Genomic DNA, 23,523 nt, shown 5'->3' with positions numbered 1-23,523 from the left:
ATGGGTGTTGTCCAATTTCTGAATTCCCACCCATTTCCCAAGATGGCTTTTGTGCTGGTGCTTCAACTCAGCCGGCGCATTCCTGATGCCAGGTGATTATAGTAAGGATGATTCTCGTGAAGACATTTCTCGGGCGGGGTTCGTTATCTTAACCTTGGAGAGCTTTCAATTGCTCTCAAGTCCGACCACACAAGATGTTCTCTTTGTCATTTTTATGAGTGGTGAAAATCGATATGAAGCCATAGTTTTGTGTCCACGGCATTTCCGTTTCACAAAATTCTTCTGAATCAGCACATCCGTTTTTCACTGGCCGTGACGGTCTACAGGAAACTCCTTCATGTCCAAGCCGTATGTCATGACCATGATGGCTGCTAATCGAGTCGGTGTCATGGCGGCGATCACCACGGCTCTGGATGAACTGGGGGGGAACCTGCGTGATGTCAGCCAGACAGTCACCGGCCACTATTTCACCATGTTGCTGACGGCAGATTTTCCGGACGACCGACCGATGAGCGTGATCATCGATCACATTCGTGCTTTCTGCGATCCGTTTGGCATTGAGTTGACCCTGCGGCCACTGACCCAGGGCGATATTCCCGAAGTGTCGGCTCCGGGGAAACCTCAGCAAATGGAGCGTTATTCTTTGACGGTGGTGGGGCCTGATCGTCGTGGCAGCCTGCGTCAAGTGTGCTATCGTCTGGCTCATCATGGGATTGATATCGCGGATTTGCATGCGTCGACGATGCCTGACAGCGATTATTTTGTGGCCCGATTTGCGCTCACTGTGCCGCGATCGGTCGATCGGATTCAGCTTCAACGGGAATTTGAAGAACTCTCTCAGTCCACGGGAGCCACAATAACGATGCAGCATCATCAAGTCGGGTTGGCCACGCAAAGTCCCGGGCCGATCCGCCTGCGAAACGGTTCTTGATCTCCGTTCTGTGTTTGATTCTTTCGTGTGTCATTTGTCTTTCCCTTGCCTCTGGTCTTGAAGCTCCAGGAACCTTTCATGCAGCCGACACTTCCTACGACGAGTTGGATGCATCTGGATGGGCCGGCGCAGTTTTTTGATGTTCGCACCGTGACATTGGGCATCAGCCTTGCCAATTGTGTTGACCGGTCTTTGCATCGATTCTGCGAAAACGTTTATCAACGGGTCACAACAGCGGCCGGCAAGTTTGTGGAAACGTGTCATCAGGTCTCGGGCGAATTGGGCGTCCCGATTATTCAGCGCTGGTTGAGCGTGACCTCCATTGATCATCTGGCTGATGGATTCACAGCGGAAGACCTGTTCCATATTGCCCGCACTCTGGATGGTGCTGCGGCCAATGTGCGGGTCGATGCCATTGGCGGATTCTCCGCCTGGATGCAGCATGGTCTTTCGGGCGGGGCACGCCAGCTGATTGAAAGCTTGCCACAATCGCTGTCGCAGACGGAGCGGGTGCATGCTGCGATTGTGGCAGGCACCAGTGAAGTGGGCATGAATTTCTCGGGTTTGCTACCAGTCGCCAGACAATTGCTGGAGCTTTCCAGAATGACCCCGGATCGTCCGGGAACAGCCGCCCGGATGAGCGTGGTGGCCAACCCACCCAGCGCCTGCTTCGGAAAAGCGGGCTGCCCGGATGGTATGCCGGATATGCAGCTTTATGCGGGAATCAGTGCCCCGCGAATTATCAGCCAATGCCTTAAAGCCCGGCTGACTGAAGAACCGGACTGCCCGCTGGAAGATCTGGCAGCAGAGATCCGAACGGCTGCGTTTCGCGCGACACGCGCGGCTGAACTGACCGGGCGGGAACTGGCCCGTCGCTTAGGAGCGGCCTGGGGCGGCATTGATCTGACGGTCGCTCCTTCTTTAAGGCCAGGAGACAGCGTGGCCGAGTTGATCGGCTTGATGGGGATTGAACGTTTTGGTGCACCGGGAACGGCCGCCCTGATTGCCATGTTAGATCGGGCTGTGCGTGACGGCGGGCGATTTGCCGCCACCCGGATCTGTGGCTCCTGGGGAGTGCGTTTGCCTTTGATGGACGATATCGGGCTGACCGAAGCGCTCAGGTCGGGCGAAACCAGTTTCAATCAGCTTTCGCTGCTGACAGGAGTCGGTGCCCAGGGGCTGGATCTGGTTCCTGTCCCTGGCGACACTGATGCCGAAACGTTGTCCGCTGTTCTGGCAGACCAGATGAGCATCGGGCATGTGAGTGGTCGCCCGGTGACAGTTCGGCTGGTGCCCGTGCAGGGGAAAAGCGGCGGCGACTCGATTTCCATGGGCGGCATCGATAATAAAGCCATTGTGTTACCAATTTTCTCTGCGGGACGAAGTGGTGCCATTGCCCGTCGAGGCGGCCGATTGCCTTGATCGCATGATCGCCGACTCACTTGATCACATGTTCGGAGGGCCGATTTCCTGGGGATTGTGTTCTGATGGCTTGTGAGATTCCCGGCGGTCTGTCATATTCGCCTCAGCTTGAACTCGCTTGTCAGTAACAGGTTGCGTTCAAGCACTGAACCTCATTGGCAATTCCCGCTCTTTATCATCAAGAGACAGGGAACCACCTCAGGCCAGACATCGTCCGGTAAGGGAAGGCGACCGTTCACTTCAGACTGTTTATTCGTGTCATCATTTGGGTTGGGTATGATCGCCATGCTGGCAACAGGATTGACGCTGGAGCAGTTCCTGTCAGGCTATGCCGGTGAGTCTTTGGGCTTCTTTCTGGCCGTTCTGATCCACACGGTCTTAGTGTTCCACGTGTTTGCTGTCTCCCCCGCGTTTTTCATCTGGTTGGAACGCAAGGTTTCCGGGCGAATTCAGGATCGTCTGGGGCCGACTCGTGTCGGGGGGAAATTCGGTTGGCTGCAATCGGTCGCCGACGGCATCAAGCTGATCCAAAAAGAGGATCTGGCACCGGCTGCCGCTGACCGCTGGTTGTTTCGATTAGCCCCTTATCTGGCTCTGGTCGCTTCCTTTACGGTGTTTATGGTGCTCCCTTTTTCGCGGGGGTGGGCGGCTGTCGTTATTGAATCGAGCGTCTTTCTGGCGCTGGCCATCATCTCATTGGAAGTCTTGGGGATTATTCTTGCGGGGTGGTCAAGCGGTTCTAAATGGGCCTTGTTCGGCTCCATGCGGGAAGCGGCTCAGATGGTCAGCTATGAAATCCCGCTGGCGCTCTGTGCTCTTATCCCTGTGATGGTGGCCGGGTCACTGAATTTTCAGACGATTGCCGAGATTCAGGCGGGGTTCTTCCTGACGAACTGGCTGATATTCCATGACCCATTCACATTTCTGGCTTTCTTTGCCTATTTCACGGTGGCCATTGCCAGTGTGAAACGGGCACCGTTTGATTTGGCCGAAGCCGAAAGTGAGCTGGTGGCGGGTTTTCATACGGAATACAGCGGGCTGCGCTGGTCGTATTTCTTTCTGGCTGAATATGCCAGCATGCTGGCCGTCAGTTGTGTGGCTGTGCTGCTCTTTCTGGGTGGCTGGTGGAGCGGGACAGGGCTGGAGACTTTGCTCGAACCACTGCGATCCTGGGGACAGAATTTTCCTGTCAATGGTTTCTCACTCGGGAACTATCTGATCAATCTGTTGGGAACGGTCATTTTCCTTGTGAAATCCAGCTTGCTGGTGACCGTTCAGATCTGGGTGCGATGGACACTTCCCCGATTGCGCATCGATCAGGTGATGACAACCTGTCTGAAATACTTAATCCCGATCAGTTGCGCGTTGTTCCTGGGAGCTTCTCTCTGGCCACTGACGCTGGCATCTCTCACGGGGCGACCACTACTGTTTGGTGAACCCGTTGGCGACCGCATTTTTCATGCAGCCTCACGCCTGGGAAAACCGGTTCCAGAGCAGGCTGAGAACTCATCTGCTGTAAACTCACCCACTGATAACTCGGCTATCGAAAAAATCCCCGCAGTGACAGCCACCGTGGCATCGCCGGAAAGGCCCGTATCGCCTCGTCTTGAGGAGGTGGGGCCATGACTGTTCTGCAATTCCTTTTTGGAGTCTTTGCCACCACCACCTGCCTGGGTGCGATCATGGTGGCCATCACGTCAAATATCGTTCGCATGGCCTTCTGGCTGATGGTTTCCGTCGCTTCGGCTTCTGGTCTGTTCTTTCTGCTCCATGCCGATTTTCTGGCAGCGGCTCAATTGCTGGTTTATCTCGGCGGAACCGTCGTGATTCTCGTGTTCGGCGTGATGTTGACCGCAGGAGGCAGACGCCAAAAACTGACGCCTCAAGGAGGCGAAACCATCCTGGCCGTCTCGCTCTCACTGGCCATTTTGGCCTTATTGATGTTTACCGTAGGATCTGTTGACTGGGAGAAACTCAACAGCAACCAACTCAAGGGAGAGCTGGCCACCACGTCAGACCAATCACCGGTGGCTGGATCAGGCCGACTGGGCGACACCGGTCATGCGCTGGGAAGCGCCATGATCGGCTTTCGCCCACGGTTTGATGATCAGGGGGAATTAACGTTAGGAACAGGCTACCTGCTCCCATTTGAAATCATTTCCGTTCATCTGCTGGTCGTGTTGATCGGTGCGGCTTATCTGGCCCGTGCCAAGCGGCATGTGGCATCGCGAAACCGGGGCCACTCAGGGTTGTCTCACGATCTTCAACACAACCTTCCAATGGCGGGACTGACGTTGAATGAAGGCCCCATCGCCTGGGACGCTGACTCTGCCCGGAATGTGGATCAACGCCAGCCTTCTGGCCAGGCTCATCGCGACTTGTCGGAAAATCTGGTCTCGGGAAGCGGATTTTCGGCCTTGTCGTCAGACACTTCAGACACCTTCAGGCAGGAGGGGGGCCAATGACTTTAGGAGCCTACCTCACGGTCGCTGCCGTCCTTTTTGCGGCGGGCCTGACCTGTATGATGACCAAACGGCATGCGCTGGGCGTGCTGATGGGTGTGGAACTGATTTTGAACTCGGCATGCCTTAATCTGGTCGCCTTTGCCCGATACACCCCCCTGGGAATTGACGGCCAGATCTTTGCTTTGTTTGTGATTGTGATTGCCGCCGCCGAAGCGGCTGTGGCACTCGCGATCGCTCTTAACTATTACAACAACTTCCTGACAGTCGACGTTGATCGCGGTGACGAACTGAAGCGATAGACGTTGAAACGCTCTCATTTACTTGGACGACTGTGACCTCTGATTCGCTGATACTGCTCTGCCTGACAACTGCGTTTCTGCTCCCCTTAGGTGGTGCAGTGCTGATTTCGTTGTTGCGCCTGCGGGTCAGTCGACTTTCCGCTTTGCCGGGAATGGTGGGGCTGGGATGCGTGGCGGCAGCGTTCGTCTTGGCCAGTCTGGCGGCCATCGTCTGGCTCTCGTCGGCAACGGTTGGAAATGTTCCGGTTGAACATGTTGAGGAAAGTCATCGACGATTGGTCGGCGACTGGTACACGCTGGCCGCTTTTGGTTCGTTGAAGTTCACGCTGGGCTATGCGATCGATTCTTTGACAATCGTGATGTTTGTCCTGGTGACGATGATTTCCACCGCCGTCCACCTCTATTCGCTGATCTATCTGGCGGATGAACGCACGGAATGTTATCTCGATCATCATCTCCACCAACCCAATGGCGAACCACTGGAACGTCCCGGTCGGTTTGCCCATTTTTATGCAGCACTCGGCCTGTTCACCTTCTCGATGCTGGGGATCGTATTTGCTCATGGGCTGCTCCAGATTTTCATTTTCTGGGAGCTGGTTGGTTGTTCGAGCTATCTGTTGATTGGCTTCTATCACGAACGCTGGACGGCCCGTCAGGCATCGTTCAAAGCCTTTTTGATGAATCGCGTGGGTGATGTCGGTTTCGTGCTGGGAATGACGATCCTCGCCTCGACCTGCGGGACACTTCTTCTGTTCTCTCCGACAGAATCTCCATCGCTTCCTGAAGCTTTCTCGAAGGCTGTCGAGGCGGCGACAACCTTACCGATGGGTACGGGTGATAGCATTAATGACCAGAGTACCCCAGTCAGTTATGGGCTGCTTGTCGCCGCTGGTCTGGGCTTATTGGCAGGCTGTCTGGGGAAGAGTGCACAATTCCCACTGCATACCTGGCTGGTGGATGCGATGGAAGGGCCGACCCCGGTTTCTGCGCTGGTTCATTCCGCAACGATGGTGGCGGCTGGTGTTTATCTGGCAGGCCGCGTAGTGCCGCTCCTCTTGCCCGAAGCCTTGATGATTCTGGCTTATACCGGCGTGGCAACGCTGTTGCTGGGAGCCAGCATGGCGCTGGTCGCTCGTGACTTGAAGCAGGTTCTCGCTCACTCCACCATCAGCCAGTTAGGCATGATGATGCTGGGGATTGGTGTCGGTGCCTGGGAAGCCTCGCTATTCCATCTGGTCACGCATGCCTTCTTCAAATCACTGTTGTTTTTAGGGGCTGGCAGTGTGATTTATGCCGTCCATCATGAACAGGATCTGGAACGACTGGGTGGACTGCGTGCCCGGCTCCCCGTAACCGCCTTCACGATGCTGATCGGTGTCCTCGCACTGTCGGGGCTGGCGGTTCCTTATGTCACAATTTTTGGTGAAAGCCTGGGCTTTTCCGGCTTCCACTCAAAGGATGCCATTGTGGCCGGAACGATGGCCTTTGTTTTGAAGAATCCACAGCATCTGCTGCTCTTGATAGCCGTGATTCTGGGGGCTTGCCTGACAGCGGCTTACAGTCTGCGGCTCTGGCTCAGACTCTTTGCCAGTGAGACTCCCGAACATCTGTTGGATCGCACGATCCATGAAGGCCCCTGGCCGATGATTCTCCCTTTGGTGGTTCTGGCGTTCCTTTCCGCCGTGGCAGCTTTAGGAGGCGAATCCGGATTTCTTGCCCGTCTTGTGGAAGCCGGCGGAAGCGTGGTTCCTGACTTCACTCAAGGCCCGGCAGGCCAGACATTCCCGGTGCAATGGGCCGATGCTCATGCCCGGCATGAAATCCACACGACAGCAGGGGCCATGACTTTGACAGCCGCCTGGCTGGGTGCACTGGTCGCTTGGGCGGTCTATGGGCAACGCTGGATTTCCTCAAAAGATCTCACTCGCCAGTTTGGTGTCATCACCCATCCGGCAACAGCCCGCTGGTATTTCGACCGCCTTTATAAGATGTTTATTGTTCATCCCGTTTTGGTTTTGGCAGAGTTTGTCAGTCGATGGGATCAATTGATCATTGACCCTCTGGTTGATGCCACGGCTGGGTTGATGGTGCGAGTTTCTGCCTGGAGCCGCTGGTGCGATGAAGGCGTCATCGACAAACTGGTCGACGGTTTCGGGCATAGTGTCTGGAGTTCAGGTCTGTCATTAAGAAAGGCTCAGACGGGGCATATCCGCCAATACGTGATACTGGCTGCTGCCGCTGTAGTGATGCTCTTTCTGCTATTGTTTGCCTGGATGCCGGGTGGCCGTTAGCCGGGAAAATCTCACTGTTGAATTTGGTTGCCTTTGAAGTTCCGCTCTCTTTGTGAATGTCTGTCGCTCTGATGCTTGCCGATCCACAATTTCTGCTGAGCTGTGCCATCTTCCTGCCCGTTCTCTGGGGGTTGGGACTGTTCCTTTTTCCGGCCCGTGCAGTGACCGGAATGAGGTGGTACGCGCTGACAGGAACATTGGCTGAACTGTTTATCACAGGACAGCTGGCAGGAGTCGCCCTGGGTTATATTGCCGAAGCTCCCGGAGCTATCGAACGCACATCCCGCCGCATGGATATCCTTCTGGGAATGACGCATTCCTGGATTCCCACGTGGAATGTGAACTATGCAGTGGGTGTGGATGGCTTCAGCCTGCCGTTAATCCTACTGACCGCGTTGATCTTCGTGCTGGCACTGGTGGCCTCGTGGAAAATCGACGTGCAACCGCGAGGTTTTCTGTTCCTGATGTTGCTGCTCGAAACGGGCGTGATGGGAGTCTTCTTTGCACTCGACTTCTTCCTCTTCTTTGTGATGTGGGAAGTCATGCTTCTGCCGATGTACTTCCTCATCGGCTTGTGGGGCGGCCCACGTAAAGAATATGCGGCAATCAAATTCTTCCTGTATACGCTCGGCGGCGGGATCTGCCTGCTGATCGCCATGCTCATGCTCTATTCCGGTTCCAACGGCTCCTTTGATCTGCTGGAACTGGCCCGCCTGGGGCAGGGCCGCCCTGGTATCGACCGGTTGGCCCAGTCTTTGGCGATCTGGGACGGAAACCTGCAACTCGGCGCCTTTGTGCTGCTTTTCATCGCTTTTGCCATCAAGCTGCCCGCCATCCCGTTGCATACCTGGCTTCCTGATGCCCACGTTGAAGCTCCCACGCCTGTCAGCATGATTCTGGCGGGAATTCTGCTGAAGCTCGGCGGCTATGGCTTTTTGAGAATCGCCATTCCGATCTGCCCGTTGGGATTTGCTCAATGTGCCTGGCTGATCGTGGCGCTGGGAGTCATCTGTGTGCTGTATGGCGCGTTGGCCGCTCTGGCACAAACCGACTTCAAGCGGCTGGTCGCCTATAGCTCTGTCAGTCACATGGGTTATGTGCTGATGGGATTGGGCGCGTTTCGTTTTCATGAACTGACCGGCGTGATTCAAAAGCCAGACTTCGCCATCATGGGCCTCAGCGCCGCCATGTTCCAGATGGTCTCACACGGGGTGGTTTCCGCTGGCATGTTCTTTGTGGTGGGCGTGCTTTACGACCGCGTCAAGCACCGCGATTTGCGTCAATTTGGTGGGCTGGCCTCGCTGCAACCTCACTTCTCGGGATTAGCGGCAGCGCTGTTCTTCGCGGGTCTGGGCCTGCCTGGTCTGAGTGGGTTTATCGGCGAAGTCTTCTCTATCTTCTCGGTCTGGAATGTCGATTGGCTCTTTTCTGTGGGAGGAGCACTCGGCATGATTCTCACCGCGGGATATGTCTTATGGACACTCCAGCGGGTTTATCTGGGAGCCGAGTACACCGGGCCAAATCCCGAGAAGCTGACCCCCGTGACTTCCCGCGAATTCCTCATTGGTTACATTCTCGCCGCCTTCGCCATCGGTCTGGGAATCTATCCCGCCATCGCACTGAACGTCATCGAACCGGCTTCCCGGCAACTCGTCGAGCAAATCAGCGGAAGCCAGGAACGGCTGCAAAACCTGTCTCTGGACATTGAAACCAATGCGCTAGAAACCCCATAAAGTCGCCTGACTTATCCTTGTTGAATCACTGTTCCTCCTCAATCACTATTCCCCGGCTGCTTCAATGACACTTGCGGATCTTTTTGCTGACTTTCTGGCGAATGGAACAGGCCGCTCTGTCGCGCTGCTTGCCCCTGAGCTGATTGTCTGCGTGACGATCGTGATGGCGTTGCTGGGCCGGTTGCTGAATACCGAAAGATTTTTCCCCACATCGGCGGTCGCGTTCACCGGAGTGCTGCTGGCTCTGGTCTGGTCTGGCTGGCAATTGCAGCAGAATCTTGCCACGGGCCAGTCTGTCGAAATTCTTTTTACGGGAATGGTTCGTCTCGACCGCTTTGCGCTCTTTCTGCGCGTTTATCTCCTGCTGTTTCTCGTTCTGCAGATTGTCCTCACCTCCATTGGCGGCATCCCTGATCGCGAAGACAGCCCTGATTTTTACACGCTCCTCCTTGGTGCTGTGGTCGGACTGATGCTCATGACCACAGCCCAGCATCTGCTGCTGGTCTTTCTGGCTTTGGAGATGTCGAGCGTTCCTGGATATGTCCTGGCCGGCTTTCTGAAAGGACGTCGTCAGTCGAGCGAAGCGGCTTTGAAATTTGTCATTTTTGGCTCGGCATCCGCTGGTTTGCTTCTCTTTGGAATGACGCTGATCTGCGGAATCGCCGGGACGGGGGACATGGCCTTGCTGGGTTCCCGGCTCGAAGCCGCCATTGCCATCGATGGAGCCACACTGGCGAATCCTCTCCTTCGAACATTGCTGCTGGCGCTGGTGATGGTCTTCGCCGGGATGGCGTTCAAACTCTCGCTGGTGCCGTTTCACTTCTGGTGCCCGGATGTCTTTCATGGGGCCGCTGCCGAAGTGGGTGCCTTCCTGTCGGTGGCCTCCAAAGGAGCGACATTGGGTCTGCTGGTCAGGCTGATCCTTGGGCTGGTCTCTGGCGGTCAACTGAGCGACTTCTGGAACCTTCTGGCAAGCGGGCTGGGGGTCGTGGCTGCCGTCACGGTGACCTTTGGAAATCTCGCCGCCTTTGGGCAAACCAACGTCAAACGACTGATGGCCTACTCCACCATCGCTCATGCAGGTTACCTGCTCATGCCCGTAGCAATTCTGGCGATCCCGGCTTTTGCAATCCCCCCGCAAGTGACCGCGACCGGAGACGCTGTGGCCGTTTCTGTCGCAGCCGGAGACCTCGCCTCGACTTCCGTGAGCATTCGGGCCGTCGAAGCGATGCTCTATTATCTGGCTGTGACACTGTTTATGAATCTGGGTGTTTTCACCTGCATTATTCTGGTTCGCAATCAGACACTGGGTGAGTCGGTCGAAGATTTCCGTGGGTTGGCCCTGCAATCTCCTTTAGTCGCAGTCTCGATGGGTCTGTGTCTGGCCAGTCTCATTGGTCTGCCTCCACTCGGCGGGTTTGTCGCCAAACTGATGGTCTTTGCCAGCTTGTACGAAGCCGGTTCTCAACTGCCCATCATGTATGCGGTCATGGTGGTGGGGGCTTTTAATACGCTGCTCAGTTTGCTGGTCTATCTGAAGCTGTTCAAAGCCATGTTTTTTGAAAAACGTGCCGAAGGAGTTCCTCCCATCCATATCCCGGCCATGTCAATGGCGGCGCTATTCCTGCTGGCGATCACGATTCCTGTGCTCTCGCTAGGGATTGATGTTTCGGGGATGAGCCAATTGGCACGCGGGGCGGCCATGTCACTCTGGATGGAAGAGACATAACCCTGATGTCACCCTCTCGAAATCATCATTTGCAAATATTGCATAACCGGCGGCTGAGTGAGTTGGCCATTCGCTTGAACCGAAGCTTCCTCCAGTATCTGGAATTCACCTCTCCCTATATTCCTGAAGAGTCACAGGGGGTTTGGGCCGAATTACGTTTGCTGGCCGATCGTCAGAAATCGCATGCTGAGGAACTGCTGGATTTATTGACCGAGCGGCGATTCGTTGCCGTCGATAGTGCGTTCCCTATTGAATTCGCCACACATCATTATGTCTCAATCAACCACCTGCTGACACCACTCGTGGAAGACCAGCAATTGCGAGCCGACGAGGCTCAGCATGCGGCTCATGAATTACATGATGATGAACAGGCTCTGCCATTGCTGATAAAAATCGCAGCGGGCGAAGCCCTGATTCTTCAGGAGATGGAGCGTTTTCTTACGCCCCGGCATCTCGACATTCCAATGCCAAAGCCAAAGCAATCCTGATCAACAGGACTGACAAACAGCTTCAGTTACATAGTTACGTAGGGTGAATTACGCAGGGTGCATGAAGCGAATGCACCAACTCATTGAAATCAAAACCCACATGATACAGACTCCAGGATTTCACGGCGCTTTGTGTGCTATGCTTGCGGCTTTGAGCAAGCATAGCACACGCATCTCTCAACACGCCGTCGATTTCTGAAACGCGTATCAATCAGTTTGCTAGCATATAGATAGCACCAGAGGTTTTGTTAGAGCTTTTATAGTTCAGCAGCCGGAAGACCAAACGTCCTGGCAACTGCGGCGTTAGTCACTTTACCTGCATGAATGTTAACAGCGCTCGCTAAGCCTGCATGGGACTTACAAGCAGGAATCACGCCTTCGCGCGCCAGTTTAAGAACATAGGGCAGGGTCACATTGCACAGTGCATAGGTACTGGTTCTGCCCACAGCACCTGGCATGTTGGTCACACAGTAATGGACAATCCCATCCACGACATAAGTGGGGTCTGAATGAGTGGTGGGACGAGTGGTCTCGACGCAGCCTCCCTGATCAACGGCAACATCAATGATCACGGCTCCGTGCTTCATGTATTTCAGATCTTCACGAGAAACAAGGTTCGGCGCGCGAGCACCTTCCACAAGCACAGCACCAATCACCAGATCAGCCAGCTTTAACTGCTGACGGATATTGTGTCGATCACTGAAGAGCGTATTGACGTTGGGGGGCATGATGTCTTCAAGGTATCGCAAGCGATCCACGTTGATATCAAGAATGACCACGTCGGCCTGAAAGCCGGCCGCGATCCGGGCCGCATTTTTCCCCACAACGCCACCGCCCAGAATGGCGATATGAGCAGGGGCCACACCAGGGACGCCGGCTAGCAGAATGCCTCGTCCCAACTGAGGACGCTCAAGGTACTTCGCCCCTTCCTGAATACTCATGCGGCCCGCAATCTCGCTCATGGGTGTCAGCAGGGGAAGATCACCCAATGGCCCACGCAACGTTTCATAAGCAATGGCCGTCGCGCCCGACTCGATCAGACTTTTTGTCAATGGCTCGCTGGCCGCAAAATGGAAGTAAGTGAAAATGGCCTGCCCCGCCCGCATCAGCGGCCATTCACTCGCTTGTGGCTCCTTCACCTTCACAATCAAATCGGCCTGGCCCCAGACATCAGAAGCTGAACAGAGAATCGCACCCGCTTCAGCGTACTCTTCGTCAGAAATGCCACTCCCCACGCCAGCGCCGGCTTCAATCAAAACCGTGTGCCCACTTCGCGTCAGTTCTTCAGCCCCAACAGGAAGCATCGCCACTCGGTATTCATCAACTTTGACTTCCTTAGGCACACCAATCCGCATGTGAAGATCTCCGACGACATAACATAAAGTTTGTTGAGAAGGGCAACGACGCTGTCAGACATAATCCGGGAAGCAATCTCTTGGTGTAAAGTCTATTGTTCGTTTGAAAAGGCATTTGTCCATCAAAGGGCATGATTGTGAGACCACAATTTGATGAGAGTGCGATTCTGACCAGCGGGGAGTACCAACCTCATCTGGTGATGATTTCAACGAAACAGCCGCCTACGGACAATCCCGCAGGCGGCTGTAGAGACGTTTTAATCCTGGCACTGATCAACGGCACCCTGGAAGAGAACACCATTAATCTGTGCTTTTAGTGATTATTCAACGCCAATGGCCTTCACGAGGTCAAGACCATTGAAGGTCGAACCGCTGGCGTTCGTGTAAGAACCCATCGAAGGAACGATCAGCAGTTCGCCGATTTCGAGGTTTGGCAATTCCTGATCGCGACTGACAACGTCGGTGGAGTCACAAGTTGGGCCAGCCACCACGCAAGGGAAACAGGCGCGATCCATATGGTTTTGAGCCATCAGCGTGAAGTCAGTGTGATCGTAAATCTTGCCTGAAAACGAACCATACAGGCCATCATCGATGATGTACTGTGTTGAACCGTTCGGGCGAACCGACTTACCAATCACGCTGGTGATCAACGTCTGGGTGTCAGCCGAGATCACGCGGCCAGGTTCTGCAATGACACGGACGGGAAGATCACCGAAGTGAAGTTCCAATGACTGACGGACAATGTCGCAGTAGGCTTCGAGGCTGATGATCGCCTCACGATAAGGAGCAGGCATCCCGCCACCGATATCGAGGATCTCCAGGTCGATCCCTTCGCAAGCAGCATCATCAAAAATCTGGCGAACCTTGCCTAGTGCGCGATCGTAATCACCAGGTTCGAGAGTCTGCGAACCCACGTGGAACGAGATACCACGAACGTTGAGACCCAACTCTTTGGCCTGACGGAGCAGTTCAACGGCTTCTGACGGAGCACAGCCGAACTTTGCCGACAGGTTAATCATGCTTGAAGCCGACGACATGGCCACTCGCAGCAGAAGTCCGACATCTGGCGTGAGGCGATGGATCTTCTTCAGTTCGGTGGCGTTGTCGTAGACAAACAGGCGGACGCCTGCTTCATAGCTGGTCAGCAGGTTGTCTGGAGTCTTGCAAGGGTGTGTATGCAGCATCTGATCGGGAGTAAAGCCGGCCTGCAGAGCCGCTTTCAGTTCACCAACCGAGCAGATATCGATCGAGCCGCCGAGTTTCTTCAGCGTGCGGAGGATTGTCAGATCTGGGTTGCTCTTGGCGGCGTAGAAGAGTTCTACGCCTGGGAGGCCAGCCTGAAGAATTTCGTAATTGCGAGCCACGATGGAACGTGAGACGCACATCAGAGGCGTGCCGTATTCTTCAGCCAGTTCTTTGGCCTGCTCAAACGTGACGACAGGTTCTGCGGAACGGTAAGTAACGGCGGAGGCGATACGGTCATCAAGAATAGCAGCCATGAGAACGCTCCAGCAATCAGCGGCAACCAGCGGCCGGGTGGGACTTTCGAGAGAAGGCGAAACATTAAGTCACAGACAATCAGATGCGGTGTGTGACCGGCTTTTCTGAATCCCCTGACTTTCACATTCGTCCCGTACTTCAGGATTTCTGCGAAGCTGGAAATTCACCGTCGTCCTGCTCCGTCACACCCTCAGGCGAACCTGCTGTGGGACATTTCAGAAGCTTCAGGCCAGAACAAACCCGAAGAAATCTGAAAGAGAGGAACTGTCTGGTTGCTGGGGGAGCTAATGTCGACTCAGAATATCACTACACAAGTCTTAAGACGTTGCGGAATCATTTTCAGAGACAACTGGCCAACCCAGTCAAGAAACGCCGTCTGCGAGAGAACTCACTGCAGCGACCGTTTGTTTACCCCCGCCGGCTGCGGGCAGCGCTATCATCGCTTAAGAAGCGGTGTTCGACTCAAAAGGCACAACGAACCATCCAGCCGCAATGCGTGAATGCAGGTGGAAAGGCGGGTGCGTTTGCAAACTCCATTAGCCAAAGTCATCACAACCTGGCTGGTCAGTGCCAACGACCGGATCGAGGCATCGTGACGGATCGCAGAAGCTCGACGGCGGGTATCCACCGAGAGCTTTCCGGAAAAGAATCGGGCATTCATCGCCGACAGCCAACGTCGCAGTCCGCCAAGACCGATCCCGGACTCCGCAAAACTCAGCGGAGTTGCCAGCAAGGCAGGGCGGTGTTGGAGAAGGACGTCAGGCATATTGCGGGAAAACCCCTCGATATCATTGAGACTCAGGACTGCGGGATAATACGAACGAAACCCATCGTAGCCAAGATAAACCCGCCCAATTTTTCACATAGCGGCAAAAATCGGTCACAAAACTCGATCTCCGCCCAATAATCCGTCATTTTCTGCCGATTCAATGCTTCCAATCCATTGACAATCCGTCGTTTTCCGAGGTGACGGCTTCCAGATTCACTCTTTTTGGGATTTCTCCCCTACCGGAGTGAACAAGAACCATCCGAGCCGATGGACATCGATCAGCGACTCTTGCTGCGTCTCTCACATCAGAAGAAATCGACCGCTGGCCACTTCGCAATCGAGTCGATTTTTCAGATAATTCTCTGACAACAGGCCTGCGACCGGGAACACCTGGCATCACTTCCAGCTTCCCGATCCCCAGCAAGAGACCGAGATCAGTTTCCTGGCATCTCTTCAGATCACCGTAATCAATAGTGGTTCTGCCATTCGATCTTTCACGGGAATCCTGAATTTTGCAAAGACGACACAGCAACGTTTCTGACGGCAGCCTCGCCTTAATGATCTGGTGACAATTCCAGACCCGTCGTCGTGATCGTGTAAGGGACAATGGCTTCTTCACAGGCACTGCCGCGATGCTTGGCCACATAAAGTGCCCGCCCCGTACGGTTCCCCTGATGAACCTTCCCCATGAGAACAATCGTGTTGGCGTTGGCCAGTTCATCTCCGGTGGCAATTGGTCGCCGGATCAGATCTTCCAGCATCACTTCATGAGACGTGGCCAAAAGCAGGCAGGAGATTTCTTTGGCCTCATAGGAGTGCTGCATTACCAGTGGCTCAAGCTCCCGGTACTTCACACGAAAGAGATCGCGCGCCACCCAGTCATGATCTTTGCGGATCACCTGATGATAAAGATAAGAGAACATTTCAAACTGATGAGAATCAACAGACGCCGCCGATGGTTCGACGCCATCAATCACACAGCGGCGAGTCCCCGCCACAAAGTTGCGGTAGAAAAATGCGGTAGCCGATTCTAAACGATGGTTCCACTCCGCTTTCCAATCAAGCCATTCATCAGGGCTGGTCGCATCTCTCGTCACCCTGCGGCCGGTCATTTCCAGCAAATTGAGAAGTTGTGTCCGTTGATCCAGATTTTGGAAAAACGCGTCGCCAGTCGGCGGGAGTGGCGGGGCGTCCTCCTCTGTCCGGGGATGCCAATTCATAATGCGTTCGGCATACGCATTGTGATTCTGTGAGTCTCCCCGCGTGGTCAGATCGGCCAGGCAACCCAGTTCCCCTTCCTGCTGCTGACCTGCATAGGCGTACTGCAAACCCAGTTGTGTCTTACCAATCCCTGTCGCCCCCAGTACGACTGTCATCGTTCCAGGAATCAGTCCACCGCCCAGAAGTTCGTCGAGTCTTTCAATTCCCGTGGAATGACGAGATGCAGTCATGGTATTCCTAAAACCGTTAGTCAAAGTATTCAACCTGAGATCGAGCATCTTCCATCCTGACGCCCGTTCATCAACCTGCGATCATGCGGTCAGAAATGATGGTCGCGTGCGTCAGCAGAAAGCAGAGTCCGCCTGAAAATCGCTGATGCCATCCCGGCATGGCACCGACGCCAGACCACCACAACAGGTTCGCACTGGCAGCAGAATTCACTCGGCCAATCTAACAAAAGGGAGAGTGATTTAACTCCCTCTCCCGCTTGCGGGAGAGGGCCGGGGTGAGGGGTATTTATGCCTCTGTGTTTCTGATAGCTATTGATAACACTTCGTCGATGGCGATGTGCTCCCTTTTACAGAAAGTCACGCGTTCCCCCTTCATCCGGCCTGCGGCCACCTTCCCCCTCAAGGGAGAAGGACTGGTGGAGAGTTTCCGGGCAGGCAGCCGACTCAACATCAGGTTGATTTTTGTCCTGGCGACCCCAAACGCGGAGCCTCCACTGGTCGGCGAAATTCATTGAACCGCAGATACTCCCAATGCCGGTAGAGAGGTGACTCTTTCACAAGCACCGCGTGATTCCCCTGGGCTTCCACCCGCCCATGATTGATCACCACAATTTCATCGGCACGCTTCAAAGTGGCCAATCGCTGCGGCAGGAAGATCACAGTGCGTCCCGGCGTGATGCGATCATACGTGTCTTCAAGCAGAGCCTTGGTGTCATCATCCAGTGATGTGGCTGGCTCATCAAGAATCAACAGAGCTGGCCGCCTGACCAGCGCACGCGCCAATGCCAACTGGAAAATCTGCCCTTCGGTCAACTGATGGTCACGAGGATCGAGAACGGTTTCATAACCATTCAGCAGTCCCACAATAAACTGGTGAGCATGAGCTTCTTTGGTGGCATCAGTGCACTGCTGAAGAGTGAAGTCGCCCCCCGCACGAATGTTTTCCAGAATGGTGCCGGGAATGATCGCATCATGCGCCGTCACCAGCACGATCTCGGAACGAAGAGACTCCAATGTGGCCCAGGCAACATCTTCGCCATCGATCAGAACGCGCCCGGACTTCAACTCAATGAACCGGGGAATCGCCAAAGCCAACGCTCGAGCCTCCATGGGATCAATCGCTGTCACGGCATAAGTCTTTCCGGCATCCAGCAGCAGGTCAAGTTTTGTGAGCAGCTCTTTCCCTGATGTTGGCGACGTATAAACCGCTTGCTCAATTTGCAGTCGCTTTGACAGAGGGTTTAAGAAACGGGCACCTACCGCCTGACTGACCTGAGGAATACGATCCAGATATTGAAAAATACGGCTCGAAAGATCAGAGGCCTGACTCCGGATTCCGCCAATACGGAGGAGTTCTCTGACGAGGTAAATCGCCACCACCACCGCCGCCAGGAATAGCAGCGCCTCGGTAAATGTCAGATAAGGCGAATTCATCGCAATCTGAACGAGCGTGAGAAACAGCAGAAACACAATCACAGCCACCACGGCCAGATAAACAAACACTCTCAGCCAGAGAGCGTCATCAGTCGCCCGAGCCTTAAGCTTCATATTCTTGGTGTAGCGGGCCAGATGGTCATGAAACCGTTCCTGTTCGGCTTGTTCGAGTCCATACGATCGAATCATCCGGGAACGGCCCAGCGAATTGGCCAGCACTTGCAGGTCATGATTGCCGCGATCAGCTGCCAGACGACGTGCCGATTGCGCGCGACTGTAGCCATGCGCCAGGAGATACCAGCAAAGCGCCAGAGGCGGGAGCCATTCCAGCGTCAGCACAGGGTTAACTGCCAGGGCCACACCGACCACGGCCAACAATTCCAGAGGAAGCCGCAATGTTCGGTCAATGTATTCAAAGAGCAGGCTTTGCAGCGTTTCGACATCAGAAACAAATAAACGCTGGGCCGTTTCTACCGTGCTGCCCTCAATGTCCTCAACACCCAGGCGCAGATTGGAACGATAAATGTTCCGGCGAAGCTGGGCACTCATTTCCAGAGCCGCCCGGCGGGCACTCCGTTTGACTTGCCCAATACATCCCAGGCGGCACAACGTCACGATCCCTGCACTGATCAACAGGACAATCAGCGCTGAGACATTGCCTTTCAGACTTTCCAAAGAGCGATACAGGCGGGCCAGCACCTGACCATACCAGCGGTCTCGATGGTTCCAAACGGTCGGCAGAATCCCTGTATCGGTACGGAAAATGGAAATGAGGGGAGGGGCGGGCGTGCCAGAACTGTCTGCTTCGCCCATTTCGCCCATGGGGTTAGGGTTTGATGCCGCCTCTTCCGGCGTTGCTTCCGGTTGATCGACTGACTCACGGAACTCGGGCGGAATCAACTGGGCACCCGAAAGTTTTTCCAGGCGCAGGGCGTCAGTGGGATCCAGCATCACCGACAAGTTTCCATGATGCAGGCACAGACCAATGATCAGGCCGGCGATGGCAAACAGAATGACGGTCAAACAGGCCGAGATCACCGACCAGATGAGGCCGACTCGGGCTGCGCCACGAAAGAGGTCGCGATTGGCAAATGCCCGTTCAAAGGGCTTGTGCGTGGCATTACTCAAAGATCGCTCCCTGAATCTCCGCGAAAACGGTGTCGCGATGAACACGGAGATTCTCTAAATCGAAGAGGTGAACATGGAGTTCGCGTGAGAACTGGAACATGACTGCTGGAACATGATTTCGACAATTGGATTACACCACACGCGTTGTGCTGTCGCTATCCCCTGTTTCCTCATCACATTGAATGAGCAGAAGTTCCTTCCGAAGAGATTCAACAGGCGAACCTTGCCGGTCAAATGAACGGTATCAAGCCCATCGACTTCGTCGAATGGTCACGGCACCAGGCGAATCAGCCAGCCAGGATTTATCAAATTCAGAAGTTTTTCACGAAAACCAGATTTGATTTGACACGCCCTGTTCCTGTCCTAGATTTCCGTCATGAACACAACGCAACGGTGACTGCAACACAGCAAACCACCGACGCTTATTGAGCGACGAAAGAACGCGGCAGGGAGGAGCTTGGAGCTTCGAGGGGACCCTGCCGCGTTCTCCGTTTTATTCGGTCAAGTTGACACAATCTTCACCGAAAACACCTGATTTCAAGCTGTTTTTCGTTGATTCCTACTGACTTCCTCTTGTCCGTCAGTTGAGCACGGGTCATGTCTCCCACGTCTGTCTTTCTCGCGAATGCCCGACACGACGACCAATCGCGGCTCACGGCTCACACGCCAACTCGCCGGAACTCGGGCCTGTCGTTAATTGAAGCGCTCATTGCCGTCACATTGACCACCATGGTCTGTGCGGCACTCGTCAACGTGGTTCACGCACTGTGCCTGTCATCATCCGATGCTGTCAGTTCATCGATCGCACAGGGCCTGGCCCGGCAACTGATCGACGAAATCTCTTTGGCCCGCTTCCCGCAATCGAGTGACACACGCCCCCAGCTGGCGGGTTCTAACTCTCCTGCCAGCCGCACCGACTACAACGATCTTGACGATTTCGCCGGCTACGCACAGTCCCCTCCGGTGGATTGCGAAGGCTGGCCACTTGGCGGCCCCTCACTGGGGCAAACACTGACAATCTCAGGGGAAACAACGGGGAGACCCACCATTGGGCCAGTGGAAAAATTTGTTCAGGAAGTCATCGTCGAGCGTGTGCAGTCGGGAACAGGAGGGACATGGCAAGTGACTGCCAGTGAAACAGGTGTCCGCCGAATCACCGTTCGCATTCGTGAATTGAAACATCCAGCCGCCATTTCCCGCAACGCCTCGACCGCTTCACAGTCCTTGCCAAGCCAGATGAACGACGCCCCCATTGTTGCTCAATCCCAGAGGATCATGACCTATGTTCCTCCAACCCAGTAATGAATATCTGTTGCTCCAGCACAGTGATGCCTGTCATCGCAATCGAGGACGGGGAGAGAGTCTTACGGGGTCCTCTCGGTGTCTGCCTGGAAACCAACTGACCCTACTCCCCTTGGGGGAAAAAGTGGCCGCAGGCCGGATGAGGGGTCGAGCATTATCAGCGGACATTCTGGTCATTCATCAAACCCCTCACCCCGGCCCTCTCCCTCGCAGGGAGAGGGAGTTTTACCGGATAAGGAGTCGAGCATTTTTGACGGTTTCGTCTCGCTCCAAAGAGGGATTTACGCTGCCGGAACTGATCATTTCGATGATGATCTTTTCACTGCTCTCGGTGGTGATTGGCAGTCTTTCATTGGCTGTGCAGACAGCATGGAATCACAGTGATCAACTGGAACAGATTCGTTCCCAATCGGAAGCCTTCCATCGTCGTGTGGAATGGATGCTGAGCCGTGCAGGAATTTACCGGATCGAAGGGGATCACTGGCAACTGGGTGTCGCGGTTTGCCAGCAAGTCGATAGCGGAGAGACTTCAACATCTACGACATTGGCAGGCGACATGCTGGTCATCTGGAGTGGCGGCTCCCACGGAGAACTGGCCGGTGGGGCATTCTCTGGTCGCCTGCCACGCTTCAATGAAATTGTCGTCTATACGTGGGCTGTCCCTGAGATGAGTTCCACTTCAACAGGACAGACTTCAACAGCGAATACACTTCCGACGCAACTCGTGGAAATCACCTTTCCGAGCAGCACGCAAACGCTGGATTTTCAGGCCACCAATTTTGAACGCCTGCTGAGTGAGGCCCTCGCCTCGACCCAGATACGAAGAGTCAAAATCATTGATCGTCTGAGCCTGGTTCCTCCGATGTCCGAAGGAGATTCCATGGAAAGTGCCTGGCGGGGAGCAACTCATTTTCAGCTTCGCTTTTCTCCTTCCAGTGAGAGTCTCACACAGACCACGCCGGGAAGCACCGCCTGGAGCCAGCTTCCCTGGCAAGGTGGATTTTCATCGAAAACTTCCGGGTTACGTGCCGCTCATGTGACATGGCAGTTCGCGCTCGATCCTCAGAAAATGCTGAATAGTGATGATCATTCCGTTGAGGTGGAATCATCGAGTGAGACGGAAGCTCCGCGGCTGGGAGATGGCCAGAAAATTTTCTTCGGGTCAGCGATCAGGAGCTGGCTCCATGAAGCATAACACTGTTCGACCGACTGCTCAGTCTTCGATGACTGCAAACGGGCAGCTTTGCAACTCGTCCATGAGACGTTCGACACCAGCAGGGACAGCGCTCGTCATGGTGGTAGTGGCCTTGGCTTTGACCTGTGGCGTGACGATGGCGTTTCTGGAAACGCAGGCGATTTCGGCTCGATTGACCACCAATGCCGGGCACCGGCAATACGCCAGCGATGCCGCTGAATCGGGACTGCAACTGGTCTTACAAAAGATTCACTCCACCAGTTGGGCCGGAGTCAGCCAGGCGATCAATGGAACTTTATGGCGTACTTCAGAAGGGGTCACCGAGTATACGGCGACATTCCATCCCGTGGCCGTGACAGCCGAAGACTTGTCGCGGTCATTGCGGCTGGAAATCCGCTGCGTCGGACGCTTCCAGCCTGCGGGAACGGGATCTGTCGCCAGTCGCCAGATCAGCCTTATTGTGGAGTTGCAGCCACGAGTGACAGCCCCCAGCGGAACCACCAGTCCTGTGGCTGACTGGAATATTCCCAACGCTGCGACAATGGCCACACGCAATCATGCCATGACGTTGGCATCGAGTTCGTCCACCGCCTTAACGCTCGACCCCGGTGATCGGCTGGAAGGTGATGTCTGGATCCGCGGGCGACCGGTGATTTACTCCGATCCTTCATGGTCGTCATCGACCCGGCAATTAGCGCTCAGCCATCTGGCGCAGGACTTTGGATCATTAACGTCCACGGGAAAATACCCCCATCCGCTAAGTGGGACTTTTTTCTTTTCCAACAGCAGTTCTGCAACAAATTCGCAAGTGGCCGACACGTTGTCGCGGTTGGGAGTCCCCGTTTCCATCACGAACAATCATCCGCCAACGCCGACTTTTTCTCTGAATGACTGGATGCAGTATCGGCTCTTTGACAAAGGCTTTACCTACAGCGCACAAGCCCTGGGAAGTGTGGTGCAGTCGACAGAACTCGTGCCGACACCTTCCAATCCCCTGGGGATTTTCTATCGATCAGGCGATCTGAGAATCACCGGCAACACGGTCATTGTCGGGGCATTGGTTGTCACTGGCCGTGTGAAATTTGAGGGGACGAACAATGTGATCATGCCCGCTCGGCTTGACCAGATTTTTCCCAAAGATCTGCGATCCACAGCACTCCCCACACAACTTCCGACAATCCTGGCTCAACACATTGAATTTGACCGTGACTGTTACTGTCTGGCTGAGGGACAGTTGTTAGCGACCAGAACCGTCACAGGGGGTGGAGCCGCTCTCACACGCGGGCGGAATAATGTGGCCGACATTTCCCGCAGCGGGCAATTGGCGACCGCATCGCCCAGCGATCAAGCCTATTCAACAATTCAGATTGCCGACGATGTTTCTTTAGACGGTGTGTCAGGGGACTGGCAGCATCAACTCTGGCTCAATACCGGCGGTTCGGGAAGAACCCTGCCCATCGTGTCGGTCAATCGCCACCAGCGAACATTAACTGTGGTGGGGACGGTTTCCAGCAGCCAACCGGTGTCATGGCAGATTTCAAGAACACTGGCCTCAGAAGTGCGGATTGTGGGAAGAATCTGGTGCGATACCGCAAACTTTAATCGCTCCACCGCCTGGGAAATCAGTTCGCTCTCCTGGATCCTGTTGCGATCTCAATGGGAGCAGACGAACGGTTGGCTGGCAGCAGGTGGCCAGCCAACGATGACGTTGACCAAGTGGCTGGCCAATCCGGCCAACGTCAGCTGGCTGGGGAGTTATTACGCGACATTTGGCCTGACCGTTGAACCAACATTCCATGTCCAGCGTCAGCCGGTGGTCAATGAAGTGACGACTTTGCCACTGCTGGTGGCGGGAACAAATTCTTCAACAGGAGCTTCGACTCCAGGAATTGGGCAAGCTGGCTATCAGTGGCGTGTGATCTCTCGCGAGGTGGCCCCATGAAACAAATTTTGTCGAATTCTCTGAGAGCTTGTCCGGAAAAACTCCCTCTCCCTTCGAGGGAGAGGGCTGGGGTGAGGGGCTTTTTGATG

17 protein-coding genes are annotated in these 23,523 nt (G+C 54.8%); 12 read left to right on the top strand and 5 right to left on the bottom strand.

Annotation, left to right across the window (positions count from 1 at the left end):
* The first annotated feature begins 337 nt into the window (after positions 1-337).
* The 9 genes from SH287x_RS19290 to SH287x_RS19250 all read left to right on the top strand — a co-directional run bounded on the left by SH287x_RS19290 (position 338) and on the right by SH287x_RS19250 (position 11,358).
* Positions 338-931, top strand: a complete 594-nt coding sequence (locus SH287x_RS19290; protein ID WP_479516028.1) for a glycine cleavage system transcriptional repressor — start codon at positions 338-340, stop codon at positions 929-931.
* Positions 932-1,009: 78 nt separating this feature from the next.
* The gene (locus tag SH287x_RS19285; protein WP_479516027.1) at positions 1,010-2,353 is read left to right on the top strand and encodes a DUF711 family protein; all 1,344 of its coding nucleotides are present in this window, start codon (positions 1,010-1,012) and stop codon (positions 2,351-2,353) included.
* Positions 2,354-2,608: 255 nt separating this feature from the next.
* Positions 2,609-3,979: a complex I subunit 1/NuoH family protein gene (locus SH287x_RS19280; protein WP_479516026.1), complete on the top strand. Its 1,371-nt coding sequence runs from the start codon at positions 2,609-2,611 to the stop codon at positions 3,977-3,979.
* Positions 3,976-4,818 (top strand): NADH-quinone oxidoreductase subunit J family protein, encoded by an 843-nt coding sequence (locus SH287x_RS19275; RefSeq protein WP_479516025.1) that lies wholly within the window; start codon positions 3,976-3,978, stop codon positions 4,816-4,818. The genes SH287x_RS19280 and SH287x_RS19275 overlap by 4 nt, the downstream gene beginning before the upstream one ends.
* Positions 4,815-5,117 carry an NADH-quinone oxidoreductase subunit NuoK gene (gene nuoK, locus SH287x_RS19270; RefSeq protein WP_479516024.1) on the top strand — a complete coding sequence of 101 codons (303 nt, stop codon included), beginning with the start codon at positions 4,815-4,817 and terminating at the stop codon, positions 5,115-5,117. Before SH287x_RS19275 ends, nuoK begins: the two co-directional genes overlap by 4 nt.
* A 32-nt stretch (positions 5,118-5,149) precedes the next feature.
* On the top strand, positions 5,150-7,408 hold the full coding sequence (locus SH287x_RS19265; protein WP_479516023.1) for an NADH-quinone oxidoreductase subunit 5 family protein: 2,259 nt from the start codon (positions 5,150-5,152) through the stop codon (positions 7,406-7,408).
* Positions 7,409-7,479: 71 nt separating this feature from the next.
* Positions 7,480-9,141 (top strand): complex I subunit 4 family protein, encoded by a 1,662-nt coding sequence (locus SH287x_RS19260; RefSeq protein WP_479516022.1) that lies wholly within the window; start codon positions 7,480-7,482, stop codon positions 9,139-9,141.
* A gap of 64 nt (positions 9,142-9,205) precedes the next feature.
* Positions 9,206-10,870: an NADH-quinone oxidoreductase subunit N gene (locus SH287x_RS19255; protein WP_479516020.1), complete on the top strand. Its 1,665-nt coding sequence runs from the start codon at positions 9,206-9,208 to the stop codon at positions 10,868-10,870.
* Between the two features lie 5 nt (positions 10,871-10,875).
* The gene (locus SH287x_RS19250; protein ID WP_479516019.1) at positions 10,876-11,358 is read left to right on the top strand and encodes a hypothetical protein; all 483 of its coding nucleotides are present in this window, start codon (positions 10,876-10,878) and stop codon (positions 11,356-11,358) included.
* 257 nt (positions 11,359-11,615) lie between these two features.
* Here the strand turns inward: SH287x_RS19250 and ald are convergent, their stop codons facing one another.
* From ald to SH287x_RS19225, 5 genes are all read right to left on the bottom strand, one after another.
* The gene (gene ald / locus SH287x_RS19245; RefSeq protein WP_479516018.1) at positions 11,616-12,713 is read right to left on the bottom strand and encodes an alanine dehydrogenase; all 1,098 of its coding nucleotides are present in this window, start codon (positions 12,711-12,713) and stop codon (positions 11,616-11,618) included.
* A 320-nt stretch (positions 12,714-13,033) separates the two neighbouring features.
* A complete protein-coding gene (locus SH287x_RS19240) occupies positions 13,034-14,212 on the bottom strand; it encodes a type III PLP-dependent enzyme (RefSeq protein WP_479516017.1) in 1,179 nt (392 codons plus the stop codon).
* A gap of 437 nt (positions 14,213-14,649) precedes the next feature.
* Positions 14,650-14,979 (bottom strand): hypothetical protein, encoded by a 330-nt coding sequence (locus tag SH287x_RS19235; protein ID WP_479516016.1) that lies wholly within the window; start codon positions 14,977-14,979, stop codon positions 14,650-14,652.
* Between the two features lie 557 nt (positions 14,980-15,536).
* Positions 15,537-16,433, bottom strand: a complete 897-nt coding sequence (locus tag SH287x_RS19230) for an RAD55 family ATPase (protein ID WP_479516015.1) — start codon at positions 16,431-16,433, stop codon at positions 15,537-15,539.
* A gap of 450 nt (positions 16,434-16,883) precedes the next feature.
* A complete protein-coding gene (locus tag SH287x_RS19225; protein WP_479516014.1) occupies positions 16,884-18,995 on the bottom strand; it encodes an ABC transporter transmembrane domain-containing protein in 2,112 nt (703 codons plus the stop codon).
* Between the two features lie 597 nt (positions 18,996-19,592).
* Here SH287x_RS19225 and SH287x_RS19220 point away from each other — a divergent pair.
* The 3 genes from SH287x_RS19220 (at position 19,593) to SH287x_RS19210 (ending at position 23,434) form a co-directional block, all read left to right on the top strand.
* Positions 19,593-20,297, top strand: coding sequence for a type IV pilus modification PilV family protein (locus SH287x_RS19220; protein ID WP_479516013.1), 705 nt, complete (start codon positions 19,593-19,595; stop codon positions 20,295-20,297).
* Positions 20,298-20,547: 250 nt separating this feature from the next.
* Positions 20,548-21,492, top strand: a complete 945-nt coding sequence (locus SH287x_RS19215; protein ID WP_479516012.1) for a PulJ/GspJ family protein — start codon at positions 20,548-20,550, stop codon at positions 21,490-21,492.
* Positions 21,482-23,434, top strand: coding sequence for a hypothetical protein (locus tag SH287x_RS19210; RefSeq protein WP_479516011.1), 1,953 nt, complete (start codon positions 21,482-21,484; stop codon positions 23,432-23,434). Before SH287x_RS19215 ends, SH287x_RS19210 begins: the two co-directional genes overlap by 11 nt.
* Positions 23,435-23,523 lie beyond the last annotated feature (89 nt).

The sequence above is a fragment of the Planctopirus sp. SH287 genome (genome assembly GCF_056500625.1).
The sequence above is the reverse complement of the archived record's forward strand: the minus strand, read 5'-3'. Positions and strand labels throughout refer to the sequence as shown.